At 70.8% G+C, this 24,407-nt stretch carries 23 protein-coding genes; 15 read left to right on the top strand and 8 right to left on the bottom strand.

The annotated features are described in order from the left end of the window. Positions 1–4: 4 nt before the first annotated feature. The 3 genes from ACFYY1_RS16140 to ACFYY1_RS16130 are packed head-to-tail and all read left to right on the top strand — an operon-like array spanning position 5 to position 3,459. Positions 5–1,789, top strand: coding sequence for a cytochrome c biogenesis protein ResB (locus tag ACFYY1_RS16140; protein ID WP_388585361.1), 1,785 nt, complete (start codon positions 5–7; stop codon positions 1,787–1,789). After that, positions 1,786–2,880, top strand: a complete 1,095-nt coding sequence (gene ccsB, locus ACFYY1_RS16135) for a c-type cytochrome biogenesis protein CcsB (RefSeq protein WP_388585359.1) — start codon at positions 1,786–1,788, stop codon at positions 2,878–2,880. Before ACFYY1_RS16140 ends, ccsB begins: the two co-directional genes overlap by 4 nt. 51 nt (positions 2,881–2,931) lie before the next feature. Beyond that, positions 2,932–3,459 (top strand): hypothetical protein, encoded by a 528-nt coding sequence (locus ACFYY1_RS16130; protein WP_388585358.1) that lies wholly within the window; start codon positions 2,932–2,934, stop codon positions 3,457–3,459. A gap of 4 nt (positions 3,460–3,463) precedes the next feature. Here the strand turns inward: ACFYY1_RS16130 and ACFYY1_RS16125 are convergent, their stop codons facing one another. The 4 genes from ACFYY1_RS16125 to ACFYY1_RS16110 all read right to left on the bottom strand — a co-directional run bounded on the left by ACFYY1_RS16125 (position 3,464) and on the right by ACFYY1_RS16110 (position 8,121). Further along, positions 3,464–5,026, bottom strand: coding sequence for a hypothetical protein (locus ACFYY1_RS16125; RefSeq protein ID WP_388585355.1), 1,563 nt, complete (start codon positions 5,024–5,026; stop codon positions 3,464–3,466). Next, positions 5,019–7,133, bottom strand: coding sequence for a hypothetical protein (locus ACFYY1_RS16120; protein ID WP_388585353.1), 2,115 nt, complete (start codon positions 7,131–7,133; stop codon positions 5,019–5,021). The genes ACFYY1_RS16125 and ACFYY1_RS16120 overlap by 8 nt, the downstream gene beginning before the upstream one ends. A 126-nt stretch (positions 7,134–7,259) precedes the next feature. Beyond that, complete coding sequence (locus ACFYY1_RS16115; protein ID WP_388585350.1) at positions 7,260–7,703, bottom strand: nucleoside deaminase; 444 nt, start codon at positions 7,701–7,703, stop codon at positions 7,260–7,262. A gap of 22 nt (positions 7,704–7,725) precedes the next feature. Continuing rightward, on the bottom strand, positions 7,726–8,121 hold the full coding sequence (locus ACFYY1_RS16110; protein ID WP_388585348.1) for a PLD nuclease N-terminal domain-containing protein: 396 nt from the start codon (positions 8,119–8,121) through the stop codon (positions 7,726–7,728). Between the two features lie 192 nt (positions 8,122–8,313). Between ACFYY1_RS16110 and ACFYY1_RS16105 the strand changes: the two genes are divergently transcribed. The 3 genes from ACFYY1_RS16105 to ACFYY1_RS16095 all read left to right on the top strand — a co-directional run bounded on the left by ACFYY1_RS16105 (position 8,314) and on the right by ACFYY1_RS16095 (position 11,536). Beyond that, the gene (locus ACFYY1_RS16105; RefSeq protein WP_388585346.1) at positions 8,314–9,771 is read left to right on the top strand and encodes a menaquinone biosynthesis decarboxylase; all 1,458 of its coding nucleotides are present in this window, start codon (positions 8,314–8,316) and stop codon (positions 9,769–9,771) included. Further along, positions 9,768–10,685, top strand: coding sequence for a menaquinone biosynthesis prenyltransferase MqnP (gene mqnP / locus ACFYY1_RS16100; protein WP_388585344.1), 918 nt, complete (start codon positions 9,768–9,770; stop codon positions 10,683–10,685). Before ACFYY1_RS16105 ends, mqnP begins: the two co-directional genes overlap by 4 nt. Positions 10,686–10,870: 185 nt before the next feature. Beyond that, a complete protein-coding gene (locus ACFYY1_RS16095) occupies positions 10,871–11,536 on the top strand; it encodes a DUF4232 domain-containing protein (protein WP_388585341.1) in 666 nt (221 codons plus the stop codon). A gap of 67 nt (positions 11,537–11,603) precedes the next feature. Here the strand turns inward: ACFYY1_RS16095 and ACFYY1_RS16090 are convergent, their stop codons facing one another. Then, a complete protein-coding gene (locus ACFYY1_RS16090) occupies positions 11,604–12,215 on the bottom strand; it encodes a rhomboid family intramembrane serine protease (RefSeq protein ID WP_388585340.1) in 612 nt (203 codons plus the stop codon). A gap of 138 nt (positions 12,216–12,353) precedes the next feature. On the opposite strand from ACFYY1_RS16090, the gene ACFYY1_RS16085 reads away from it, so the two are divergent. Beyond that, positions 12,354–13,028, top strand: coding sequence for a UbiX family flavin prenyltransferase (locus tag ACFYY1_RS16085; RefSeq protein ID WP_388585338.1), 675 nt, complete (start codon positions 12,354–12,356; stop codon positions 13,026–13,028). 8 nt (positions 13,029–13,036) lie between these two features. Here the strand turns inward: ACFYY1_RS16085 and ACFYY1_RS16080 are convergent, their stop codons facing one another. Beyond that, positions 13,037–13,171 carry a hypothetical protein gene (locus ACFYY1_RS16080; protein ID WP_358941099.1) on the bottom strand — a complete coding sequence of 45 codons (135 nt, stop codon included), beginning with the start codon at positions 13,169–13,171 and terminating at the stop codon, positions 13,037–13,039. A gap of 132 nt (positions 13,172–13,303) precedes the next feature. On the opposite strand from ACFYY1_RS16080, the gene ACFYY1_RS16075 reads away from it, so the two are divergent. From ACFYY1_RS16075 to ACFYY1_RS16050, 6 genes are all read left to right on the top strand, one after another. Next, a complete protein-coding gene (locus tag ACFYY1_RS16075; RefSeq protein ID WP_266732066.1) occupies positions 13,304–13,759 on the top strand; it encodes an Lrp/AsnC family transcriptional regulator in 456 nt (151 codons plus the stop codon). Positions 13,760–13,856: 97 nt separating this feature from the next. Further along, positions 13,857–15,020 carry an aminofutalosine synthase MqnE gene (gene mqnE, locus ACFYY1_RS16070; protein ID WP_266733750.1) on the top strand — a complete coding sequence of 388 codons (1,164 nt, stop codon included), beginning with the start codon at positions 13,857–13,859 and terminating at the stop codon, positions 15,018–15,020. Positions 15,021–15,143: 123 nt separating this feature from the next. Continuing rightward, on the top strand, positions 15,144–15,671 hold the full coding sequence (locus ACFYY1_RS16065) for a GNAT family N-acetyltransferase (protein ID WP_388585335.1): 528 nt from the start codon (positions 15,144–15,146) through the stop codon (positions 15,669–15,671). A 109-nt stretch (positions 15,672–15,780) separates the two neighbouring features. Continuing rightward, positions 15,781–16,077: a DUF4229 domain-containing protein gene (locus tag ACFYY1_RS16060; RefSeq protein ID WP_388585333.1), complete on the top strand. Its 297-nt coding sequence runs from the start codon at positions 15,781–15,783 to the stop codon at positions 16,075–16,077. 427 nt (positions 16,078–16,504) lie between these two features. Next, positions 16,505–17,851, top strand: coding sequence for a dicarboxylate/amino acid:cation symporter (locus tag ACFYY1_RS16055; RefSeq protein WP_388585331.1), 1,347 nt, complete (start codon positions 16,505–16,507; stop codon positions 17,849–17,851). 270 nt (positions 17,852–18,121) lie between these two features. Continuing rightward, positions 18,122–18,775, top strand: a complete 654-nt coding sequence (locus ACFYY1_RS16050) for a TetR/AcrR family transcriptional regulator (RefSeq protein WP_388585527.1) — start codon at positions 18,122–18,124, stop codon at positions 18,773–18,775. On the opposite strand, the gene ACFYY1_RS16045 is transcribed toward ACFYY1_RS16050, so the two are convergent. Together ACFYY1_RS16045 and ACFYY1_RS16040 are read right to left on the bottom strand one after the other, a co-directional pair. Continuing rightward, positions 18,705–19,646: a MaoC/PaaZ C-terminal domain-containing protein gene (locus ACFYY1_RS16045; RefSeq protein WP_388585328.1), complete on the bottom strand. Its 942-nt coding sequence runs from the start codon at positions 19,644–19,646 to the stop codon at positions 18,705–18,707. The genes ACFYY1_RS16050 and ACFYY1_RS16045 overlap by 71 nt on opposite strands. A 90-nt stretch (positions 19,647–19,736) precedes the next feature. Then, a complete protein-coding gene (locus ACFYY1_RS16040) occupies positions 19,737–21,056 on the bottom strand; it encodes a 3-oxoacyl-ACP reductase (protein WP_388585327.1) in 1,320 nt (439 codons plus the stop codon). Between the two features lie 71 nt (positions 21,057–21,127). On the opposite strand from ACFYY1_RS16040, the gene ACFYY1_RS16035 reads away from it, so the two are divergent. Both ACFYY1_RS16035 and ACFYY1_RS16030 read left to right on the top strand, forming a co-directional pair. Then, positions 21,128–22,396, top strand: a complete 1,269-nt coding sequence (locus tag ACFYY1_RS16035; protein WP_388585324.1) for an acetyl-CoA C-acetyltransferase — start codon at positions 21,128–21,130, stop codon at positions 22,394–22,396. Between the two features lie 100 nt (positions 22,397–22,496). After that, positions 22,497–24,404, top strand: coding sequence for an AMP-dependent synthetase/ligase (locus tag ACFYY1_RS16030; protein ID WP_388585322.1), 1,908 nt, complete (start codon positions 22,497–22,499; stop codon positions 24,402–24,404). Positions 24,405–24,407 lie beyond the last annotated feature (3 nt).

Below are 24,407 nucleotides of genomic sequence, written 5' to 3'. Positions count from 1 at the left end.
TTCCATGAGCAACACCAAGTCCAACCCCTCCGCCCCGGAGCGGGAGGCCCGGGACGAGCGGGACGGGGAGAACGCCCCCGACCACGGCGCGGCGGGCTCCCATCTCTCCACCGCCCCGAGCGAGGAGAGCTCGGCCGGGCTGCCGGCGATGGGCGTCATCGGCTGGGCCCGCTGGTTCTGGCGGCAGCTCACCTCGATGCGGGTCGCGCTGATCCTGCTCTTCCTGCTGTCGCTCGGCGCCATCCCCGGTTCGCTGATCCCGCAGAACAGCGTGGACGAGCTCAAGGTGGAGACCTTCAAGAAGGCCCACACCACCGTCTCGCCGATCTACGAGAAGCTCCAGTTCTTCGACGTCTACAGCTCGGTGTGGTTCTCCGCGATCTACATCCTGCTGTTCATCTCGCTCATCGGCTGCATCGTGCCGCGCACCGGCCAGTTCGTCGGCCAGCTGCGCAGCCGCCCGCCGGGCGCCCCCAAGCGCCTGACCAGGCTGCCCGCGTACACCACCTGGCGCACCGGCGCCGAGCCCGAGCAGGTCCGCGAGGCCGCGCTCGCGATGATGCGCAAGCGGCGCTACCGCGCGCACACCGTGGGCGACGCGGTCGCCGCGGAGAAGGGCTATCTGCGCGAGGCCGGGAACCTGGTCTTCCACATCGCCCTGATCGTGATGCTGGTGGCGTTCGCCGTCGGACAGCTCTACAAGTCCGAGGGCGGCAAGCTGGTCGTCGAGGGCGACGGCTTCTCCAACACGCTCACCCAGTACGACGACTTCAAGTCCGGTTCGCTCTTCGACTCCGACTCGTTCGCCCCGTTCAGCTTCAAGCTCGACGACTTCGTCGGCACGTACGAGCGCAGCGGCCCCCAGCGAGGTACGCCCAGGACCTACGAGGCCCATGTGACGTACGAGAAGGGTGCGTACGGCAAGTCGCAGAAGGGTGTCATCAAGGTCAACGAGCCCCTCGTCATCGACGGCACCAAGGTCTACCTCAACGCGCACGGCTACGCGCCGATCGTCTCCGTCAAGGACGGCAAGGGCAAGGAGGTCTACCGGAACGCGGTGCCGCTGCTGCCCATCGACAACAACGTCACCTCGTCCGGCGCGATCAAGGTCTTCGACGGCTACCGCGACAAGAACGGCAAGAAGACCCAGCTGGGATTCCAGGCGTTCTTCGTGCCGACCTTCGCGGGCAACGGCAAGGGCACGATGTTCTCGCAGTTCCCGGCCGCCGACATGCCCGTACTGGCACTCAACGGCTTCCACGGCTACCTCGGCCCCGACTCCGGGCTGGCGCAGAACGTGTACCAGCTGGACAAGTCCAAGATGACGGAGTTCAAGGACGCCGACGGCAAGCAGCTCAAGCAGCGGCTGCTGGTCGGCGAGACGATGAAGCTCCCCGACGGGGCGGGCTCCATCACCTTCGAAGGCGTCCAGGAGTGGGCCAGCTTCCAGATCACGGAGCAGCCGGCCAGCGGCTGGGCGCTCACCGGGGCCGTCGCCGCCATCGCCGGACTCGCGGGCTCGCTGTTCATCCAGCGGCGCCGGGTCTGGGTGCGGGCGGTACGCGGCGCGGACGGCGTCACGGTCGTCGAAATGGCGGGTCTCGGCCGCAGCGAGTCCGCGAAGCTTCCCGAGGAGCTGGCCGACCTCGCGGGCACGCTCTTCGAATCGGCGCCCCCCGAGCCGGACGCCGAGCCCGGTACCGGGTCCGATTCATCCTCCGAACCCGACTCCGACTCCGACTCCGTCGAAGAATCCTCCGAAGAACCTGCCGAAGGGGCTGAGAAGTGAATCTCGCCGCCGCAACCAACGAGAACCTGGCGCACACCAGCAATGTGCTGATCTATTCGTCGATGGCCGTCTACACCCTGGCCTTCTTCGCCTACATCGCCGAATGGGTGTTCGGCAGCCGCAGCAAGGTCGGCCGCACCGCCGCCGCGCTGACCGGGGCCGGTGCCGAGGGCGCGGGCGCCGCGGGCTCGGTGAAGGTGCAGGTCGCGCAGCAGGGCGGCGGCACCGCCGTGATGGACCGCCCGAAGATCATCACGCGCGCGGCGGCCGGTTCCCGCGACGTACCGGACGGGCCCGGCGCGGCCGGCGGCACGTTCAAGGGCGACCTCTACGGGCGGATGGCGGTCTCCATGACCGTGCTCGCCTTCCTCGTCGAGGCCGGCGGAGTCGTCACCCGGGCGCTGTCCGTGCAGCGTGCCCCCTGGGGCAACATGTACGAGTTCTCCATCACCTTCTCCACGGTGGCGGTCGGCGCGTACCTGGTCCTCCTCGCGCTGAAGAAGAACGTCCGCTGGATGGGGCTGCTCCTGGTCACCACCGTCCTGCTGGACCTCGGCATCGCGACCACGTGGCTCTACACCGACAGCGACCAGCTGGTGCCCGCACTGCACTCGTACTGGCTGTGGATCCACGTCTCCACCGCCATCATCTGCGGTGCCGTGTTCTTCCTCGGCGGCGTCGGCACGCTGATGTACCTCTTCCGCGACAGCTACGAGAACAAGATCGCCAACGGGGGCGAGCCGGGTGCGTTCGCGCAGTCCGTGCTCTCCCGGCTGCCCTCGGCGGCCTCGCTCGACAAGTTCTCGTACCGCATCAACGCCGCCGTCTTCCCGCTGTGGACGTTCACGATCATCGCGGGCGCCATCTGGGCGGGCGACGCCTGGGGCCGGTACTGGGGCTGGGACCCCAAGGAGGTCTGGTCCTTCATCACCTGGGTCGCGTACGCCTGCTACCTGCACGCCCGCGCCACCGCCGGCTGGAAGGGCCGCAAGGCCGCCTACCTGGCGCTGATCGCCTTCGGCTGCTGGATCTTCAACTACTACGGCGTGAACATCTTCGTCACCGGCAAGCACTCCTACGCCGGCGTCTGACCGTTCCCCCGTACGGGTGCGGATCCCGCACCCGAGGGCCACGCTGGAACCATGACCGACGCGACCGAGGTCATCGAGCCCGGAACCAGCGAGACCCACGGTGACCTGCACACTCTGAGGTTCACGCTACGGCTGCCCCACCCCGTTCCGCGGGTGTGGGCAGCCGTTGCCAGTTCCGGGGGCCTGGTCGGCTGGCTCGCCGCCGCCGACCCCTTCGAACCGCGCATCGGCGGGGCGATCACGCTCCGCTGGCTCAATACCGGACAGGACGGGCAGGCCACGGTCGCCTCCGGCACCGTCACCGCCTGGGACGTCGAACGGGTCGCCGAGTACACCCTCGAAGGGCTCCACGGCCGCATCCGCTTCCACCTGGAGCCACCGCGCGGCGACCATGTGCTGCTGCGGTTCACCAACGAGTTCCGGGGCGACGACGAACTGCGCCTGGACTGTCTGGCCGGCTGGCACGACCACTTCCGCTACCTCGTGGACGCGCTCGACGGATACCCCGCCGACTGGTCGAGGTGGACCCCGGTCCGGTGGGCCGGGCTGCGTGAGGAGTACGTGGCGGCCGAGCGCTGACCGGTCACGGCGCCGAGGACGGCGGCAGACACTTCGGGTCCGGCGGCTCGCGCTCCGGCCAGGCGATCGCCACGAACCGCTGACGGGCGTCCGCGGGCGCCAGCTCCACGACCGGAACCGCCTTGTTGTACGGGTTGCCGTGGTTGTCCAGGCAGATCCAGCCACCGGCCCCCGCCACCTTCAGCGAGCTCTTCACCCGCGGCCACTGCTCGCCCACGTCCGCGAGGAGCGGCAGCCGCGCGCCCTCCGGGGTCGCCTGCCGGACGGCGTGCACCGCCAGGGTCATCGCGTCGTGCGCGACGATGACCTGGCCGTCGGTCAGGGCCTGGTGGTCCGTCGGGCCGATCGGGCCGGCCGGCTCCTTCGACACCGTGGCCAGCAGGTTCAGGAAGGCCTGGTAGTCCGCCGGGGAACCGCCCGTCGCGCTCTGGTCCTTCCGCCCGGCCACCCAGGTGTCCGGGTGCGCCAGCGAGGCGTAGCGGACGGTCACCTTCCGGCGCAGCGCGCTCCGGTCGAGCTTCTTGTCGCTGCCGAGGTACGAGCCCTCGTCGCCGGTCAGGACCGTGATCGCGCGGCTCTGGCAGCCGCGGGCGCCGAGCGCGTTGATGAACTGCCGCAGCTGGACATGGCGTCCGGCGAAGAACACCGTCTCCGCGTCCGTGTCGCAGATCAGGTGGGTGATCTGCTGGAAGGTGTTGGCCGTGGTGCCCTCGTCGTTGGGGTCGCCGCGCGAGGTGAACAGCTCCGGCTGGTACCGGGTGCCCTTCACCAGCTCGGTGAAGGCCTCCCGCAGCGTGTCCGTGTAGTGGTCCCCGGTACGGGTGTCCTGCACCAGCAGCGCCTTGGCCGCCTCGACCTGCCCGAAGTGGGCCAGGGCGCGCGCCTCGTCCCGGTTGGTCGGTGAGACCCGCGCCAGGCCGGGGAACGGGTCGCCCTTCGGGCCGTTGGCGATGTCGTCGGCGGTGATCGTGGTGCCGACGACCGCGATGCGCGCGGCGGTCAGTTCCTTGACCGCCGACTTGATCTGCGTACTGCTGGTGGCGACGCCCGAGACGGCCCGCAGGTTGTCCGGGGCCCCGGTCATCGTCTTCAGCCGGTCCACCGTCGGCCGCCACAGCAGGTTGTTCTTCCCGGTGTTGGCGAGCACCAGCCGGATCTTCGGCACCTGCTCGTTGGAGAGGCGGTTGGCCCGGTACTGCGCGGCGAACGCGCCCTGCAGCTCCCGCTGCATCTTCGTCTGCATCGCCGCGTCCGTCGACGTCAGCGGCAGCAGCAGCGCGATCGTCGCGTACCGGCCGGACTTCAGGGTGGCGTTCTCGCGGGCGATGGCCGCGGCGGCCTCGGTCAGCTTCGACCGCCCGAAGTCGTAGCCGTCGCCGGAGACGCCGACGCACTCGTCGCTGCCCTGCGGCCGTTCGACCCCCTTCGCGCAGGACCGGTCCTCGGGGGCGGTCAGCCGGCCGATGCCGTACCAGCCGGACGTGATGAGCAGGGTGCCGGCCAGTACCGAGGTGACGACCTTCTGCCGTGTCGTGTACCAGAGGCGGTAGCGCAGTGGATTACGCATCCGGGCCACCGCCGCCCTGCCGTCGCCGCTGCCCGCCGCCGTCCGTACCCGGCTCCCCCGGGGGCATGGACAGCGGACGCCAGGCCCTGATGTCCCGCGGCCAGTGCGTCGCCGCGTCCCACAGCACGCTGTTGCCCGTCGGATGCCGGCCGGACAGTTGTCGCAGTTCGTGCGCCATCTTGTCGATCACCTCTTCGTCCGGCAGGGCCAGTGGATCGGACAGCAGCCAGATGCCGTGCAGCAGCCGGCGCAGCAGCACATGGAGCTCCGCGACCGCCGGTTCGAGCCCCCGCGGCGCCGCGTTGTCGGCCCGGCCCAGCGCGACCGCACGCCGCGGATCGGGGCCGGTGTGTCCCCGGACGCGGGGGTACGGTGCCGAGGCGATGAAGCGCAGCGATTCGAGCCACTGGGTCACGTCCGGCCCGTCGAACCGCAGCCGCAGATGCCCCACGCACGCCTCCGCGTCGCCCAGCACCAGCTTCTGGTGCAGCAGATGCGGGACGCCGGGAAGGCGGCCGCCGGGCCCGTACGCCCCGCGCAGCGAGACGTGCACCGCCTGCCACACCGCGTACGAGGGGTGGTCGCCGTCCTGGAACCGCAGGCGGTGCAGCAGCAGGGCGCGCAGCAGCGGATCGGCGACGAAGTGGCCGGGCCCGACCGGCCAGTCGTCCGCCCGCAGCGCGTCGCGCATCCGCAGCGCCACGTCCCCGTCCGGCGACCCCCGGCCCAGCCGGCTCTCCGCGAGCAGCCGCGCCGAGTCCTCGCCGTGCGCGGCGGCCAGCACGGCGAGGAAGTCCAGCCGCTGCCCGGGGCCCGGCAGCAGCCGCGTCAGCAGCTCGTCCGCCACCAGGGCGGGCGCCCGGTCCTCGCGCACCTCCACCGTGCGGTCCAGCAGCGTCCCCGGCACCAGCGAGGCGGGCTCCGGCGCCTCGCCCGCCGCGAGCGCCAGCAGCTCGACGGCCAGCGGACGCCCGCCCGTCAGCCGGTGCACACCACGGGCCAGCCCGGCCGGGATACGGCCCGCCCGGTCGTGCCGGTCGAACGCCGAGCGCACCTGCTCCGGGGTGAGCGGGGTCAGCTCCACGGCCAGGATCCCGGCCGTCACCCCCGTACCCCTGGACCAGTGCGAGCCGTGCGCCACCTCCGGCAGCCGCCGCCGCACCGCGTGGCTCAGCCCCTCGTGGTCCCGGACCCGGGAGGAGGCGAACACCGCGATCCGGTCGAGCGCCCCGGCGGCCCGCTGCCGCAGCAGCGGCTCCACCAGCTGCCGGCCCAGCGGGGTGTGCGCGTTGTCGACGAGCAGCACCGGGCGGCCCCGGCGGGCGCCCCAGGCCAGACCTCCGTACGCCGCGACCAGGTCGGCGGCGAGCGCGAGCACCAGATGGTCCTCGGCCCGGCGGCGCAGATCGCCGCCGCGCTCGAAGTCGACCGCCAGCTGCCGCAGCCCGGTCCGGCCGTTGCCGCCCGCGTGCGGATAGCTCCCGTACCAGTCGGCCGAGCGCCGCTGGAAGCGGCTGAACGATTCCTCCAGGACCGTTTCGACCGTGGCCTCCGCGACCATCCCGGCCATCGGGGCCACCGAGTCGAAGGCGCTGGCGGCCAGCTTCGTCAGCACCTTGGTGACCCAGCCGGTCGCCGCCTCCCCACGGCCGTCCACGGTCGCCAGCATCGGGCCGAGCGACTGGAGATCGCGTCGCGCCCGGGTCTCGTCCTCGCGGGTCCAGGAGATGGAGGCGACCGCCACCAGCCCGAGGCTCAGCCGGGGGAACTGCACCGGACGGGCCGCGCGCACCTTCGCCGTCAGCTGGGTGGCGAGCTCCGGCAGCGCCCCGGTGACCGGGGTCCAGCCGGGCCCCGCGTCCTCGGGGGCCACGACGGCCTCGCAGTCGACCAGGGCGACCGGGGTGACCTCGCGGTACAGATGGCGCAGCTGCTTGAGGACGGCGGTCTTGCCCATGCCGCGCCCGCCGGTCAGCACGGCGACCGGGAGATCGTCGCGGTGCTCGTAGCCGACCCGGGCGGAGCCGTACGGAGTGAGTCCGGTCAGGCGCGCCGCGAGTCCGTCATTGCTGAAAATCGCCTCGCGCCCGTACAGCTCTCTCTCCACAGCACCCCCAGCGTCGACGATCGAGCCGATCTGTCACACCGTCAACACCAGGGTATCGCCCGGGTGTTGGAGGGGAGAGAGGAATTTCGAACGAGTACCGGCCGCTGCCGGCCGCGCCGCGGCGGATCAGCCGGCGCCGATGTCCTCGTTCCAGAGAGCCGGGTGCTCGCGTACGAACTCCCGCATGAGCGCGACGCATTCGGCGTCGTCGAGCAGCACGATCTCCACCCCGTGCCGGGCCAGCCACTCGTGCCCGCCGCTGAAGGTCCGCGCCTCGCCGATCACCACCCGCGAGATCCCGAACTGCCGCACGAGGCCGCTGCAGTACCAGCACGGGGAGAGCGTCGTCACCATCGTCGTACCGCGGTACGAGCGTTGCCGCCCGGCCGCGCGGAACGCCGCGGTCTCCGCGTGCAGGGACGGATCGCCGTCCTGGACACGGCGGTTGTGCCCACGGCCGAGCAGGGTGCCGTCCGCTCCGTACAGGGCGGCGCCAATAGGCACACCGCCCTCGCCGAGACCCGTACGGGCCTCGGCGAGGGCGGTGGCGAGCATGTCCGTGTCGTTCATGCGTCCGGTCCGGAAGACGGGGCTATTCGCCGGAGGCGCTCGGGCTGTCGCCGTTCTCGCGGCGCTTCAGCTCCTCCTCGCGGCGGCGCAGGTCCGCCTCCCAGTCCTTGAGGAGCGACTCGTCCTTCTTGTTCTCGTCCTTCAGCGCCTTCAGGAACTCCGGATTGTCGTCCGGCGCCACCCACTGCGAGCGGTGATTGCGGTGCCATTCGGAGGGCGTACGGCCCCCGGCGGGCGCCTGGCGCATCTTGCCCGCGGCCAGCCAGACGATCGGGCCGACGATCCAGAACAGCAGGATGATGAAGACCCAGGCGATCTTCGGCAGGTGCTTGGCCTCGTCCTCGGGGGTGTTCAGGCAGTCGATGAACGCGTAGATCGTCAGCGCCAGAGGCAGGAGATAGATCAGGGCCCGGAACATGATGGAAAGGTCCCCCTGCGGAGAGTTGGCGGGGCTTGTCCCGCCCCGGTTCGGGCCCAGGGTAACCGGTGGCTGTGACGTATCAGGCCGAGCCGGGTGAACCAGCCGCGGGACGTGGGGACGACCAGGTCGCGGACCGGCCCGGGTGGGGTCCCACAGGTGATCGCCGACGGTGATGACAAACTGGTCGGCATGGCTTACGACGATCTTCGTTCCCTCCTCCGGGCCCTGGAGCGCGAGGGCGAGCTCAAGCGCATCAAGGTTGAGGTCGATCCCTACCTGGAGGTCGGCGAGATCGTCGACCGGGTGAACAAGGCGGGCGGCCCCGCGCTGCTCTTCGAGAACGTCAAGGGGTCCTCGATGCCCCTGGCCATGAACGTCTTCGGGACCGACGAGCGACTGCTCAAGGCGCTCGGGCTGAAGTCGTACGCCGACATCAGCGACAAGATCGGCGGGCTGCTCAAGCCGGAGCTGCCGCACGGCTTCGTCGGGGTGCGGGAGGCCTTCGGGAAGCTCGGCTCGATGGTGCACGTGCCGCCGAAGAAGGTGAAGCAGGAGAGCGCCCCGGTGCAGGAGGTCGTCCTCACCGGCGACGACGTGGACCTGGACCGGCTGCCCGCGCTCTTCACCTGGCCCGAGGACGGCGGCTCCTTCTTCAACCTGGGCCTCACCCACACCAAGCACCCGGAGACCGGCGTGCGGAACCTGGGGCTGTACCGGCTCCAGCGGCACGACAAGCGCACCATCGGGATGCACTGGCAGATCCACAAGGACAGCCGCAACCACTACCAGGTCGCCGCCAAGCGGGGCGAGCGGCTGCCGGTCGCCATCGCGTTCGGCGCGCCGCCCGCGGTGACGTACGCCTCCACCGCGCCGCTGCCGGGGGACATCGACGAGTACCTCTTCGCCGGGTTCATCCAGGGCAAGCGGATCGAGATGGTCGACTGCAAGACCGTGCCGCTCCAGGTCCCGGCGCAGGCCGAGGTCGTCATCGAGGGCTGGCTGGAGCCCGGAGAGATGCTTCCCGAGGGACCGTTCGGCGACCACACCGGCTTCTACACCCCGCAGGAACCGTTCCCCGCGCTGACCATCGACTGCGTGACCATGCGGAAGCGTCCGCTGCTCCAGTCGATCGTGGTGGGCCGGCCGCCGACCGAGGACGGGCCGCTGGGGCGGGCCACCGAGCGGTTCTTCCTGCCGCTCCTCAAGATCATCGTGCCGGACATCGTGGACTACCACCTGCCCGAGGCGGGCGGCTTCCACAACTGCGCGATCGTCTCGATCGACAAGAAGTACCCGAAGCACGCCCAGAAGGTGATGAGCGCCATCTGGGGCGCGCACATGATGTCGCTGACCAAGCTGATCGTGGTCGTGGACTCCGACTGCGACGTCCACGATCTGCACGAGGTGGCCTGGCGGGCGCTCGGCAACACGGACTACGCGCGGGACCTGACCGTCACCGAGGGACCGGTCGACCATCTCGACCACGCCTCCTACCAGCAGTTCTGGGGTGGCAAGGCGGGCATCGACGCGACGAAGAAGTGGCCCGAGGAGGGCTACACCCGGGACGGGGGCTGGCCGGACATGGTCGAGTCCGACCCCCGGACGGCGGCGAAGGTCGACCGCCGGTGGAAGGAATACGGACTGTGAGCACCGCCGAAGCAGCACTGGGCTCAGGGCCCGTACAGCCGAACAGCAAGGTCAAGGCGTTCCTGCGGCTCGTGATGATCGAGCACTCGGTCTTCGCGCTGCCCTTCGCGTACATCGCCGCCCTGACCGCGATGTTCCAGGCGGACAAGTCCATCCACTGGATCACGCTGCTGCTCGTCACCGTCGCGATGGTGGGGCTGCGGACCTTCGCGATGGCCTGCAATCGGATCATCGACCGGGAGATCGACGCCCGTAACCCGCGCACCGCGAGCCGGGAGCTGGTCACCGGGGCGGTCTCGGTGAAGTCGGCGTGGACGGGGGCGCTCGTCGCCGTCGTCCTCTTCCTCGGCGCGGCCGCGCTGCTGAACCCGCTCTGTCTGGCGCTCGCACCGATCGCCGTCGTGCCGATGGTGGTCTATCCGTACGGGAAGCGGTTCACCCACTACCCGCACGCCATCCTCGGCATCGCGCAGGCCATAGGGCCGATCGGTGCCTGGCTGGCGGTGACCGGCAGCTGGTCGTGGGACGCGGTGATCCTCGGTCTCGCGGTGGGGATCTGGATCGGCGGCTTCGACCTGATCTTCGGCTGCCAGGACGTCCAGGCGGACCGGGCGCACGGGGTGCGCTCGGTGCCGGCCCGCTTCGGCATCCCGGCCGCTCTGTGGGGCGCGCGGGTCTGCCACGTGGTGACGACCGGGCTGCTGGTCTGGTTCGGGCTGGCCACGCAGGCCGGGCTGTTCTACTGGATCGGCATGGCGATCGTCGCCGTCGCGTTCGTGTACGAGCACCGGGTGGTGCGGCCGCACGATCTGTCCCGGCTGAACCGGGCGTTCTTCTCGGTCAACGGGTTCATCGGGATCGCGCTCTTCGCCTGCGCGCTGCTGGATCTGCTGGTGCGGGGCCTGACGGTCTGAGCCGTCCGGGGTCCGTTCCGGGCGCGTGTGTAACAGGGATGTCTTAGGGATGTCTTAGGGGCGGGCCGGGCGGAACGCGTCGCCCGGCCAGGTGGCTCTAGGTGATCAGGAACGCTCGCTCGTACGGATCCGTACAGGGCGGTCGGCACCTCCCACACCGGACCACCGAACCCGAGGACGAAACGATGCGCGTACGCAAGCTCACCTTCGCAGCCCTGGTCGTTGCCGCAGGTCTCTCGCTCACGGCCTGTCAGAACGGCGAGGACGACCTGGGGCAGGACGCCCCGTCGTCCTCGGCCGGTGCCTCCTCCACGAGTGGCGGTTCGGGCTCGGGCTCGGGTGGTTCGGAGCAGGCCGGCGGGAAGGACTCCGCGGGGAAGGGCTCCGGCGGACAGGGCACGGCCGCCGGGACCGGCTCCAACGAGAACGGCAAGGTCGGCAAGTGCCGCACCGACGAGCTGGAGATCACGGCGACGGACAGCACCATCGGCGGCGACACCGACGGGACCGTCGCGGTGGAGTTCAAGAACGGCGGCGGCCGGGACTGCGTGCTCTCCGGGTACGCGGGCGTCGACCTGAAGACCAGCGCGGGATCGCTGTCCGCGGAGCGCACCGGTGAGAAGGCCACCCCGATGACCCTCAAGGACGGGAAGTCGGTGTACTTCGGCATCACCTACCCGATGAACGAGTCGGGCGGCTCCGGCGTCCGCATCACGGGTCTGGTGGTGACCCCGCCGGACGAGACGAAGTCGGTCACCCTCGACTGGCCGGGCGCCGCCACGCTGCCCGTCACGGACGGCTCCGGCTCCCAGGTGAAGGTCGGCCCGATGGGGAGCGCGGGTCAGGGCTAGGCCGTGTCCGTAAAGTCCCGTCGTACGCCCGGAGGTCGCGAGCCAGGCGGGACTTCACGGACGCGGCCTAGGGCTGAGCCGGACCGATCCGGCCGCGCGCGGGGCGGCGGAAGACGAACGCCGCCGCCACGCCCGCTGCCAGTCCGAAGAGGTGGCCCTGCCAGCTGACCGAGGTGTTGGCGGGGGAGATTCCCACCAGGATCGACGAGCCCCATACGGCGCCGATCGCCAGGCCGGCGCCGATGTCGAGCACTCTGCGGTCGACGAAGCCCCGGACCAGCAGATAGCCGAAGAGGCCGAAGACCAGTCCGGACGCTCCCGCCGTGTTGGACCCGGCCGGTGAGACCAGCCAGACGCCGAGCCCGTCGACCACGATGATCATCGCGGCCACGGCGGCGAACCTGCGGAGACCGCCGAGCGCGGCGAGGAAGCCGAAGACCAGCAGCGGCACGCTGTTGGAGGCGACATGGCCGAAGCCGAAGTGGATGAAGGACGCGGGCACGACGTCCACCAGTTCGGCGGCCCGGCGGGGCTCGATGCCGAAGGCGTCCAGCGAATGGCCGGTCGAGGCGTCGACGATTTCGAGCAGCCAGAGGAGGGCCACCCAGCCCAGCATCACCTTGGCCGCGGCCCTGGCGCGGCCGCCCGCACTCCACGCCGGCGCGGATCGGTCCGGCATCACGGCCATCGTGCCCCCCGGTGGTCCCTGGTAGTTCCTGGCAATCCCGACTCCCGTCCCTGGAACGGCCGGGGCACCTTACTCGGTTCCGGTTTCGTGCCGCCGGATAGGCTCGGGTGTGTGGATTCCGGTACTTCAGTGAGTCAGCACCAGCGGCAGCCTTGGATTGTCGGGGTTTCAGGCGCTTCGGGCACCCCTTTCGCCGCCGCCGTGCTGCGCGGTCTGCTGGCCGCCGGGGAGAGCGTCGATCTGGTGGTGAGCCGGGCCTCCCGGCTGACCCTGCTGGACGAGACCGGCATCGCGTTCCGCGACGCGCACTGGCAGGAGGATCTGCGCAGCTGGCTGGCGCGCGGGGCGGACGGGAAGCCGCACACCTTCGACGTGGACGTCGAGGGCGTACGGCACTGGGCGGCCGGTGATCTCGCGGCGGGGCCGTCCTCGGGTTCGTACCCGGCGAAGGGGATGCTGATCGTCCCGGCCTCGACGGCCTGTGTGGCCGGGGTGGCGCTCGGGCTCTCGAAGGATCTGCTCCAGCGGGCCGCGAGCGTGACGCTCAAGGAGCGGCGCAGGCTGGTCGTCGCGGTGCGGGAGACTCCGCTGAACGGGCAGACGCTCAAGCATCTGGTGAGCCTGGACGAGGCGGGCGCCGTGGTGCTGCCCGCCTCTCCGGCGTTCTACGCGGGGGCGACGCACATCCAGGATCTGGTGGACTTCGTCGCCGGGCGGGTACTGGACGCGGCGGGGGTGCCGCACGACCTGTACCGCCGGTGGGAGGGGGAGCTCGGTGGCGGCTCCCGTGACTCCCGTGGCTGAGGCTTCGGTCAGCGCTTCTTCATGGCGCGCGGCTTACGGGTCCGGTCGACCCGGTGCGCGGCGGCGGGCTGGTGGGCACGCGAGCGGTTGGCCAGGTCCTGCAGCTCGCGCATTCGGGCGTAGGCCATCTCGATCGAGTACACGGTGTTCTCACTCCTGAAGATTCGAAAGCGTTTTTTGGGTGTTCGGAAAGATTTGCAGGCGATGAAGCCTGCATGCCTTAGATTCTACACGTAGACTCGCGATACTGCTGAACAATGGAAGGTTTCAGTCATATGGACGCGGTGGACAGGCAGCTCATCCAGGCCCTCAGGGAGAACGGCAGGGCCTCGTACGCCGAGCTGGGGCGGCTCGTCGGGCTCTCCGGGCCCAGCGTCACCGACCGCATCAACCGGCTGGAAAGCGCCGGTGTCATCACCGGCTACCGCGCCACCGTCGACGCCGCGTCCCTGGGGCTCGGGGTCACGGCCCTGATCGGCATCTCGCTCTCCGACGCGGCCGATCACGAGGACGTGGCGCGCCGGCTGAAGGACCTCGCGGAGATCGAGGACGCCTGGTTCATCGCGGGCGACGACTCGTACATGCTCAAGGTGCGCGTCGGTGACGTGGACGGGCTGGAGAAGACCATCCGCCGGCTCAGCGGTACGCGGGGCGTCTCGCGCACCCGGACCACGATCGTGCTCTCCACCAAGTGGGAGAACCGGGTCGGGGAACTTCCCGAGGAGTCGTAGGCGTAACGTGGTGGAGCCCCCGGGAGACCGGGGGTTACGCCCGGTATCAACGGTGACCGGGAAACGAACGGCACAGGGACAACTGGGAGGCAGCCGCATGGATGTCGGGCTCAAGCGCGAGCTGGAGGAGAAGGTCCGCGCAGGAGAGCGGCTGACCCGTGAGGACGGCATCGCCCTCTACGAGTCGGACGACCTGGCCTGGCTCGGCGGCCTCGCCCACGAGGTGCGGACGCGCAAGAACGGCGACGTCGTCCACTTCAACGTCAATCGCCACCTCAACATGACCAACGTGTGCACCGCGTCGTGCGCCTACTGCTCGTTCCAGCGCAAGCCGGGCGAGAAGGACGCGTACACCATGCGCATCGAGGAGGCCGTCCGCCTCGCGAAGGCGATGGAGGGCGAGAACCTCACCGAGCTGCACATCGTCAACGGCCTGCACCCCACCCTGCCGTGGCGCTACTACCCGCGCTCGCTCTCCGCCCTGAAGGAAGCCCTTCCGCAGGTCTCCCTCAAGGCGTTCACCGCCACCGAGATCCACCACTTCGAGACCATCTCCGGGCTCTCCGCCTCCGAGATCCTGGACGAGCTGATCGAGGCCGGCCTGGAGTCGCTGACCGGCGGCGGCGCGGAGATCTTCGACTGGGAGGTCCGCCAGCACATCGTGGACCACGCCACCCACTGGGAGGACTGGTCGCGGATCCACCGCCTGGCGCACGAGAAGGGGCTCAAGACCCCGGCGACCATGCTGTACGGGCACATCGAGGAGCCCCGGCACCGCGTCGACCACGTGCTGCGGCTGCGTGAGCTCCAGGACGAGACGAACGGCTTCCAGGTCTTCATCCCGCTGCGCTACCAGCACGACTTCGTGGACATGAAGGACGGCAAGGTCCGCAACAAGCTCCAGGCGCGCACGACGATGGCGACCGGCGCCGAGGCGCTGAAGACCTTCGCGGTCTCGCGGCTGCTCTTCGACAACGTCCCGCACGTCAAGGTCTTCTGGGTGATGCACGGCGTGCAGACCGCCCAGCTCGCGCTCCAGCACGGCGCGGACGACATGGACGGCTCGGTCGTCGAGTACAAGATCACCCACGACGCGGACAACTACGGCACGCCGAACAAGCTCGGCCGCGAGGACCTGCTGGACCTGATCCGTGACGCGGGCTTCCGTCCCGTCGAGCGCAACACCCGGTACGAGATCATCCGCGAGTACCCGGGCCCGGACGCCGGCCGTCGCGAGTCGCCGCAGCCGATGCGGGTCTGACCTCACCGGTCCCTGCCAGTCCCCAGCAGTCCAGAAGTACGGGAGCCCCGGCCGCCGGCCGGGGCTTTCTCGCGTGCTGGACAAGGTTTGAGACAGCGGATCGGTAATGGTTACTCTGCACTTATGGCACTTACATTCGAGCTGGACCCCGAGATCGACGGCGCGCTGCGGGACGGGATCGCCGGGCTGTGGACCGATGTCTCCAACGCGGGCGGCGCGGTCGGCTTCGTACCGCCCGTCACGGACGACGACGTCCGGCCCGAGCTGGCCAAGCATCTGGCCGCCATGGCCGAGGGGCGCACCCGCCTGCTGATCGGCCGCGACGAGGACGGCGCCGTCGCCGCCACGGCCTTCCTCGCCCTCAACACCCACCGGCTGATGACCCACTGGCTCTGGCTCTACACGGTGATGGTCCACCCGCGCCACCAGGGCAAGGGCTACGGGCGCGACCTGATGGACGCCGCCTCGCGGGCGGCCCGCGGGATCGACGGGATCGAGGCCGTCCGGCTGACCTGCCGCGGCGGCACCGGCGTCGACCGGTTCTACGCCTCGTGCGGATACAAGGAGGTCGGGCGGGTGCCGGACGCGATCCGGGTGGCCGACGGGGACGACCGCGACGACATCGTCATGCTGCTGCCGCTCGGCCTCTGAAGCGCGCCCCGCCCCTTTGACGGAGCCCTGCGAACTGATCGATTCCGGGGCATGCTTCACTGGTCGGGCAGGATCGAAGGACCGCCACACGTGGAGAGAGGGGCCAACTGTGTCCGCTGCCAAGCCGAACGCGACCATTCGGTACACCGCGATGCGCCTCAGCATCTTCGTCGGCTGCTTCGCCGTCGCGGCCGTGGCCGTCCACTTCGGCCTGCTGCCCTCCGGGACGAACGGTTCCAATTTCGTCTGGGTGATCCTGCTCGCCCTGGTCCTGTCCGCGCCGCTCAGCTACGTACTGCTGCGCAAGCAGCGCGACGAGATGTCCGAGCAGATCGTGTCCAAGGTCGACAGCGCCAAGGCGCGCCTCGAAGCGAACCGCACCCGCGAGGACCACGTCACCTCCTGACGGCGGCGACGACACGAAGGTTCCACAGAGGCTGTGTAACCTTCCTCACATTCGTATAGTTTCCGTTCGAAACCCCAGCGCCGGAGCGTCCGCTCCTGTACTGGGGTTTTGTCGTTCCCGCAGAGGTTCGGGGCGCGATGGCGGCGCCGATGCGGGGCCGTCGGGGTCAAAGAAGAGCTTTGAGCTTCTCAAAGTTCAAGTGTTAACGTGTTCGACATGAAGACAGCAGTGCGCCATCGATTCGCCGCGAGCGTCCCGCTCGTGGAGCGCCTGCATGTCGATCTCTGCCGCTGTATGTCCGCGGTCTGTTGCCGCAACGTCTGAACCGGCACCATGCAGCGGCGCCGCCCCTGACGCGGGCGCCGCACCCCCGTCCCCCGCACGGTCGTCCCCGTGCGCCCCGATGCGTCACATCTGGAGTGTGTCCGTGTCCGCGAACCCCGCGTCCACCGCCGCCGGCAGTCAGTCCGGCTCCGGTTTCCGCATACCCAAGGTCCCGTTCTGGGCCCAGATCGTCGCCGGTCTCGTCCTCGGTGTCGTACTCGGCTGGATCACGCGTACGTACGACATCGGCTGGCTCTACACCACGCTCGACAAGGTCGGCCACATCTTCGTCCAGCTGCTGAAGCTGGCCGTCGCGCCCCTCGTCTTCTTCGCGATCCTGGTGTCGATCACCAACCTGCGCAAGGTCAACAACGCCGCCCGGCTGGCCACCCGCACCCTGCTCTGGTTCATGATCACCTCGCTGATCGCGGTCGCCATCGGCCTCGCGATCGGCCTGATCACCAACCCGGGCTCCGGAACGGGCCTCACGCCGAAGGACGGCAAGCTGCCGGAGCACGCGGGCTCCTGGCTCGACTTCCTCACCGGCATCATCCCGGACAACGTGATCACCCCGTTCACCGAGCTGAACGTGCTCCAGATCGTCTTCATGGCCGCCGTCGCCGGTATCGCCGCACTCCAGCTCGGCGAGAAGGCCCAGCCGATCCTCACCCTCAGCGAGTCCGTCCTGGAGCTCCTCCAGAAGGCCCTGTGGTGGGTCATCCGCCTCGCCCCCATCGGCACCGTCGGCCTCATCGGCTACGCGATCGCCGACTACGGCTGGGACCTGATCGGCAAGTACGCCACGTTCACCGCTGACGTCTACATCGGCTGCGCCCTGGTGCTGTTCGGTGTGTACCCGCTGCTGCTCGCCACGGTCGCCAAGCTCAGCCCGGTGCAGTTCTTCAAGGGCGCCTGGCCGGCCATCCAGCTGGCCTTCGTCTCCCGCTCCTCGGTCGGCACCATGCCGGTCACCCAGAAGGTCACCGAGCGCCTCGGCGTCCCGAAGGAGTACGCCTCCTTCTCCGTCCCGTTCGGCGCCACCACCAAGATGGACGGCTGCGCCGCGATCTACCCGGCGCTGGCGGCGATCTTCATCGCGCAGATCTTCGACGTCCAGCTGGGTGTCGGTGACTACGTCCTGATCGCGTTCGTCTCGGTGATCGGTTCGGCGGCCACCGCCGGTCTCACCGGTGCGACGGTCATGCTGACCCTCACGCTGTCGACCCTGGGCCTCCCGCTGGAGGGCGTCGGTCTGCTCATGGCCATCGACCCGATCCTGGACATGATGCGCACGGCCACCAACGTGGCGGGCCAAGTCGTGACGCCGTTGATCGTGGCTTCGCGGGAGAAGATCCTCGACCGCGACGCATACAACTCTGCCTCGTCCTCCCCGGTTGACGGCGACGAGGTGCGAGACACAGAGCCGCAGGCTGTGGTCGCAGCCGCCTGAGGTTCCCGGGCCTGTGCGACACGTGCCCCCGCACCCGTGACCCGGGTGCGGGGGCACGTGTCTGTCGGTGAGGTGCGCCGCTTGTGCGGCCGCAGGCCGGCCGGTTCGCTGATCCGGCGGGTCGGACGGTCGATGGAGTGGACGACGATGCCGCCGATGCCTCACCCCCCGGTAGTCGTGCAACGGCAGGAGCCCCGCGCCGTACCCTTACCGGGGAGTGGCACACGGGGGTGGGAGGAAGTCGACGTGGGTGCTGTGAAGAGCAAACGGATGCCGCGGGCCGTGCGCGAGCAGCAGATGATGGACGCCGCCGTGCAGACCTTCGGGCAGCGCGGCTACCGGGCCGCCTCGATGGACGAGATCGCCGAGCTGGCGGGGGTGTCCAAGCCGCTCGTCTATCTGTACCTCAACTCCAAGGAAGAGCTCTTCACCGCCTGCATCAGGCGCGAGGCGAAAGCCCTGGTCGATGCGGTGCGGGCGGGGGCGGAGCCGGGGCTGCCGGCCGACCGGCAACTGTGGTCCGGGCTGCGGGCGTTCTTCACGCACACGGCGGAGCACCCGGACGGCTGGGCGGTGCTGCACCGGCAGGCGCGTACGCACGGGGAGCCGTTCGCCGGCGAGGTGACGGCGATGCGGGACGAGCTCGTTGCTTTCGTGACGGGGTTGATCGGGGCCGCGGCGCGCGAGGCGCACCAGGACCCGGCGCTGCCCGACCGCGATGTGTCGGGGCTCGCGCAGGCGCTCGTGGGGGCCGCGGAGTCGCTCGCAGGGTGGGCGAACGAGACCCCGGGCGTCTCGGCGAAGGAGGCCGCGGCCACCCTGATGAACTTCTCCTGGGCGGGGCTGGAGAACCTTATGAACGGCCGTCCCTGGCAGCCTCCGGGCCAGGCGGCGGACCGTCCCCGCCGAGGATCCGGCCGGTGAGGTGGACGCGGCCGGTGCCGCGCAGCTGGAAGCCGGTGGCGTCCGCCGCGTAGGTGACGGTGGCGGGCAGCAGGACGGGGGCCCTGAAGTCGGCCCGTACGCCCTGGACGTCATCGGGCCGCGGCGCCTCGGCCAGGCAGCGGGCGACGGTCCACATGCCGTGGGCGATGGCCCGGGGGAAGCCGAAGAGCCGGGCGGTGAGCGGATACAGGTGGATGGGGTTCCGGTCGCCCGACGCGGCGCCGTAGCGCCGGCCCAGATCGCCGGGCAGCTGCCACTGGGCGAGGGCGGGGAGCTCCGCGACCGGGGCCGCGTCCTTCGTGGCCGGGGCCGAGTCTTTCGTGGCGGGGGTCGCGTCGCCCGTGGCGGGGGTCGTACCGCTCGCGGTGGGGGCCGTGTCCGCCGGGGTGGCCGTGTCGGTCGCGTGCCGGGAGAGGTAGCCGCTGCGGGACTCCCAGACCAGCTCGCCCGCCAGCCGCGCCTCGGTGACCATCGTGACCTCGGTGCCGCGCCGGTGCGGTGTCAACTCCTCGGCGTACACCGTGAGTTCGAGCAGGTCGGCGGGGTGCAGGGGGCGGTGCCGGGTGATCTCGATCCAGGTGTGGACGAGGCCGACGACCGGCAGCGGGAACCTCCGGGCGGTCATCAGCCGCATGGCGAGCGGGAAGCCCAGCACGTGCGGGTAGGTGAGCGGCAGGGTGTCCGGCTCGGTGAAGCCGCAGACCCGGCGGTACGAGGCGAGCGGGGCGGCGGCGATCGGGGCGGCCGGGAGCACGGCCCGGTCGGCGGGCAGGGTGACCCCCGGGCGGCCGGCCCTCTTGAACGGGGACGTGACAGCTGCTCGTACAAGTGACACGTTCAGATTCGGCATGGGTTCACATCCCCGCCGGGGTGGCCGGCCCTCTTGAGCGGGGACGTGACAGCTGCCCGTGCAAGTGACACGTTCGGATTCGGCATGGTGTCACGCCCCCAGCAGGCTCTGGCCGCAGACCCGTACGACCTGGCCGTTGACGGCGGTCGAGGCGGGCTGGGCGAACCAGGCGGTGGTCTCGGCGACATCGACCGGGAGGCCGCCCTGCGCGAGGGAGTTCATCCGACGGCCCGCCTCGCGGATGAAGAGGGGGACGGCCGCGGTCATCTTCGTCTCGATGAAGCCGGGGGCCACCGCGTTGACCGTGACGTCGTGGTCGGCGGCGGCGCGCGGGGCCAGTGAGCGGACCAGCCCGATGATGCCCGCCTTGCTCGCCGCGTAGTTCGTCTGGCCGTTGTTGCCCGCGATGCCTGCGATGGACGCGGTGGCGACGATCCGGCCGCCGCGGTTGACGGTGCCCGCCTTCAGCAGGGCGTCGGTGGTGCGCAGCACGCTGTCCAGGTTGACGTCGACGACCGAGGCCCAGCGGTCGGCCGGCATGTTGGCGAGGCGGCGGTCGCGGGTGATGCCCGCGTTGTGGACGAGGACGTCCAGGCCGTCGGGGGCCGCGGCGGCGATCCGTTCCGCGGCGTCGTCCGCGGTGATGTCCAGCGGCAGCGCGATGGCGCCCAGATCCTCGGCGGTACGGGCCAGCTCCTCGCGCGCCTGCGGGACGTCCAGGCAGACGACCCGGGCGCCGTCCCGGGCCAGCACCGAGGCGACCGAGGCACCGATGCCGCGCGCCGCACCGGTGACCAGCGCGGTGTGCCCGGCGAGCGGGGCCGCCCAGTCGGCGACCGGGCCGGGGGCGGCCGAGGTCAGCTCGATCACCTGGCCGCTGATGTACGCGGAGCGCGGCGAGAGCAGGAAACGCAGGGTGGATTCGGCCGCGCCGACGGCTTCCGGCGCGATACGGAGCAGCTGTACGGTGGCGCCCCTGCCGATCTCCTTGCCCAGTGAGCGGACGAACCCCTCCAGTGCCTGCTGGGCGGCGGCCTGGTGGTGGTCGTCGGCCGACGGCCGTACCCCCAGCACCACGACGCGCCCGCCCGGGGCGAGGGAGCGGATCACCGGGTGCAGTGCCGCGTGGACACCGGCCAGCTTGCCGGGGGTGTCGACGGCCGTCGCGTCCAGCAGGATCCCGGCGGGGCGTTCGGCGCTCCCGGTGACTTCGAGGCCGGTGGCCGCGAGGAGCGCACCGAGCTCCTCGGTGGCCGCGGAGTCCCCGGCGGTGAGGTGCAGCAACTGGCCGTCCAGCGTCGGGGTCCCGGGCGACCAGCGGCGCAGCGGGGCGGGCTGCGGGAGCCCGAGCCGGCGAGTCAGGAAACGGCCGGGTGCTGTGCCGGTGAAGTGCAGATAGCGGTCGGCCATTGTCCAGACTCCCTGCTCGGTCGTAGATTTACTGTTGAGTAAGGTTACTCAAGAGTCAGGAGCTGGTCGAGATGATCCCCCTCGAACTCCCGCAGCCCCGCAGGGTCGCGGTCATCGGCGGCAGCCGCGTTCCGTTCGCGCGCTCCGACGGCCCGTACGCGCACTCCTCCAACCAGCAGCTGCTCACGGCCGCGCTGGGCGGCCTGGTCGAGCGGTTCGGGCTCCAGGGGGAGCGGGTCGGCGAGTTCGTCGCGGGCGCCGTGCTCAAGCACAGCCGTGACTTCAACCTGGCCCGCGAGACCGTGCTCGGCTCGGCACTCGACCCGAGCACGCCCGCGTACGACATCCAGCAGGCGTGCGGCACCGGCCTCCAGGCGGTCGTCGCCGCCGCGAACAAGATCATGCTCGGGGCGGTCGACTCGGCGATCGCGGGCGGCACCGACACCACGAGCGACGCGCCCCTCGGCGTCAACGACGAGCTGCGCAGGATGCTCCTGGCCGCCCGGCGGGCGAAGACGGCGGGCGGGAGGATCAAGGCGCTCGCGGGCGTACGTCCCCGCCACCTCGTCCCGGACATCCCGCGCAACGCGGAACCCCGCACCGGCCTCTCGATGGGCGAGCACGCGGCGGTCACCGCCCGCCGGTGGGGCATCACCCGCGAGGACCAGGACCTCCTCGCGGCCACCAGCCACCAGCGGCTCGCCGCGGCGTACGAACGCGGCTTCCTGGACGACCTGGTCGTCCCGTTCCAGGGCCTGGCCCGTGACCAGAACCTGCGCCCCGGCTCCACGGCCGGGAAACTCGCCACGCTGAAACCGGTGTTCGGCACCGGCCACCCCGACGCGACGATGACCGCGGGCAACTCCACCCCGCTCACCGACGGCGCCGCGACCGTACTGCTGGCGAGCGAGGAGTGGGCCCGCGCGCACGACCTGGAGCCGCTCGCCTATCTCTCCCTGTACGAGACCGCCGCCGTCGACTACGTGAACGGCGAGGACGGGCTCCTGATGGCGCCCGCGTACGCCGTACCGCGCCTGCTGGAGCGGGCCGGGCTCACCATCGAGGACTTCGACCTGTTCGAGATCCACGAGGCGTTCGCCTCCCAGGTGCTGGCCACCCTCGCGGCCTGGGAGAAGCAGGGACTGGCCCCCGTCGACCGGGACCGGCTCAACGTCGCGGGATCGTCGCTCGCCACCGGCCACCCGTTCGCCGCGACCGGCGCCCGGATCGTCGCCACCCTCGCCAAGCTCCTGGCGGAGCGCGACGGGCCGTCCCGGGGGCTGATCTCGATCTGTGCGGCGGGCGGCCAGGGCGTCACGGCCATCCTCGAACGCCCCTGACCTCCAGGGGGTGTCTGACCCCGGCCCCCGCCGCCTCGGACGAACCGGCCGCCGGACGGGACCCGGCGAGATCACCCGACCCCATGTTGAGGAGCCGCACGTGTCCACGTCACCCACCGCCCCCGCCGCCGTCCCCATCCTCGTCGAGCCGACCAAGGCCAGGGCCGCGGACGGCTCGGTGCGGCAGGTCTCCGTACCGCCGGCCGCGCCGCCCGTCCGCCGCGGCTCGCTCGCCGAGATCCCGTTCGACAACGCCCGCGAGGCGCCCGCCGAGGCCGTGGTCAGCCGCAAGCAGCCGGACGGCGGCTGGCGGGACGTGACGGCGGCGGACTTCGCCGACGAGGTGCTCGCCGTCGCCAAGGGCCTGATCGCGGAGGGCCTCGGGGCCGGCGACCGGATCGCGATCATGGCCCGGACCACCTACGAGTGGACTCTGCTCGACTTCGCGGCCTGGGCCGCCGGGCTCGTCACCGTCCCCATCTACCCGACCTCCTCCGCCTTCCAGGCCCGCTGGATACTCCAGGACTCCGGCGCCGTCGCATGCGCCGTCGAGACCGCGGACCAGGGCCGGCTGATCAGCCAGGAGCGCAAGCAGCTCGGCGACCTGGCCCACCTGTGGCAGTTCGACACGGGCGTGCTCGGACGGCTGAAGACCCTCGGCCGGGACGTCCCCGACGACGCCGTCGCCGCCCGCCGCGCCACCCTGGAACCGGAGACCCCCGCCACCCTCATCTACACCTCCGGCACCACCGGCCGCCCCAAGGGCTGTGTGCTCAGCCACGGCAACTTCTTCGCCGAGGTCGACAACGCGATCGAGCTGCTCCACCCGGTCTTCAAATCGGTCAGCAAGGACCCTGCCTCCACCCTGCTGTTCCTCCCGCTCTCCCATGTCTTCGGGCGGATGGTCGCGATCGGCTGCCTGCGCGCCCGGGTCCGCCTCGGCCATGCCCCGTCCATCCGGACCGAGGACCTGCTCGCCGACCTGGCGGGGTTCAAGCCGTCGTTCCTGCTGGCCATCCCGTACGTGCTGGAGAAGGTCTACAACACCGGCCGCGCCACCGCCGAGAAGATGGGCCGCGCCTCGTCGTTCGACCGCGCCGCCCGGATCGCCCAGCGGTACGGGGAGGCCGTCGAGGCCGCCGAACACGGCACCGGTCCCGGCCCCGGGCTGGGACTGCGGGCCGCCCGCGCCCTGTACGACCCGCTGGTCTACCGCCGGATCCGGGCCGCGCTCGGCGGCCATGTCCGGTACGCGATCTGCGGCGGCTCCCCGCTCGGCCACCGGCTCGCGGCGTTCTACGCGGGCGCGGGCATCGAGATCTTCGAGGGTTACGGCCTCACCGAGACCACCGCCGCCGCCACCGTCACCCCGCCGCTCAAGCCGCGCCTGGGCACCGTCGGCTGGCCGCTGCCCGGCACCGCCGTACGGATCGCGGACGACGGAGAGGTGCTGCTCAGTGGCGGTCAGGTGTGCCAGGGCTACTGGGACGCCGAGCGGGGCCGGCCGGTGCCCGTGCAGCAGGGCGGCTGGTTCGCCACCGGGGACCTGGGCGCGCTCGACGAGGACGGCTACCTCACGATCACCGGCCGCAAGAAGGACATCATCATCACCTCCGGCGGCAAGAACGTCACCCCCGCCCCCCTGGAGGACTGGCTGCGCGCCCACCCCCTGGTCAGCCAGTGCATGGTGGTCGGCGACAACCGCTCCTTCATCACCGCCCTGATCACCCTGGAGCCGGACGGGCTCGCCCACTGGCGGCAGATGAAGAAGAAGCAGCACCTGCCGATGCGCGAGCTCGTCGACGACGAGGAGCTGCGCAAGGCGCTGCAACGCGCTGTCGACGAGGCCAACCGGCTGGTCTCCCGCGCGGAGTCGATCCGTAAGTTCGCCGTCCTGCCCGTGGACTTCACCGAGGAGAGCGGTCATCTGACGCCCTCGCTGAAACTGAAGCGGGACGCCATCGCACGGGACTTCGAGGCCGAGATCGAGGCGTTGTACCGGAAGTGAGCG

Source organism: Streptomyces sp. NPDC001890 (assembly GCF_042891445.1).
GTDB lineage: Bacteria > Actinomycetota > Actinomycetes > Streptomycetales > Streptomycetaceae > Streptomyces.
This window is presented reverse-complemented; position numbering and strand designations above follow the sequence as displayed.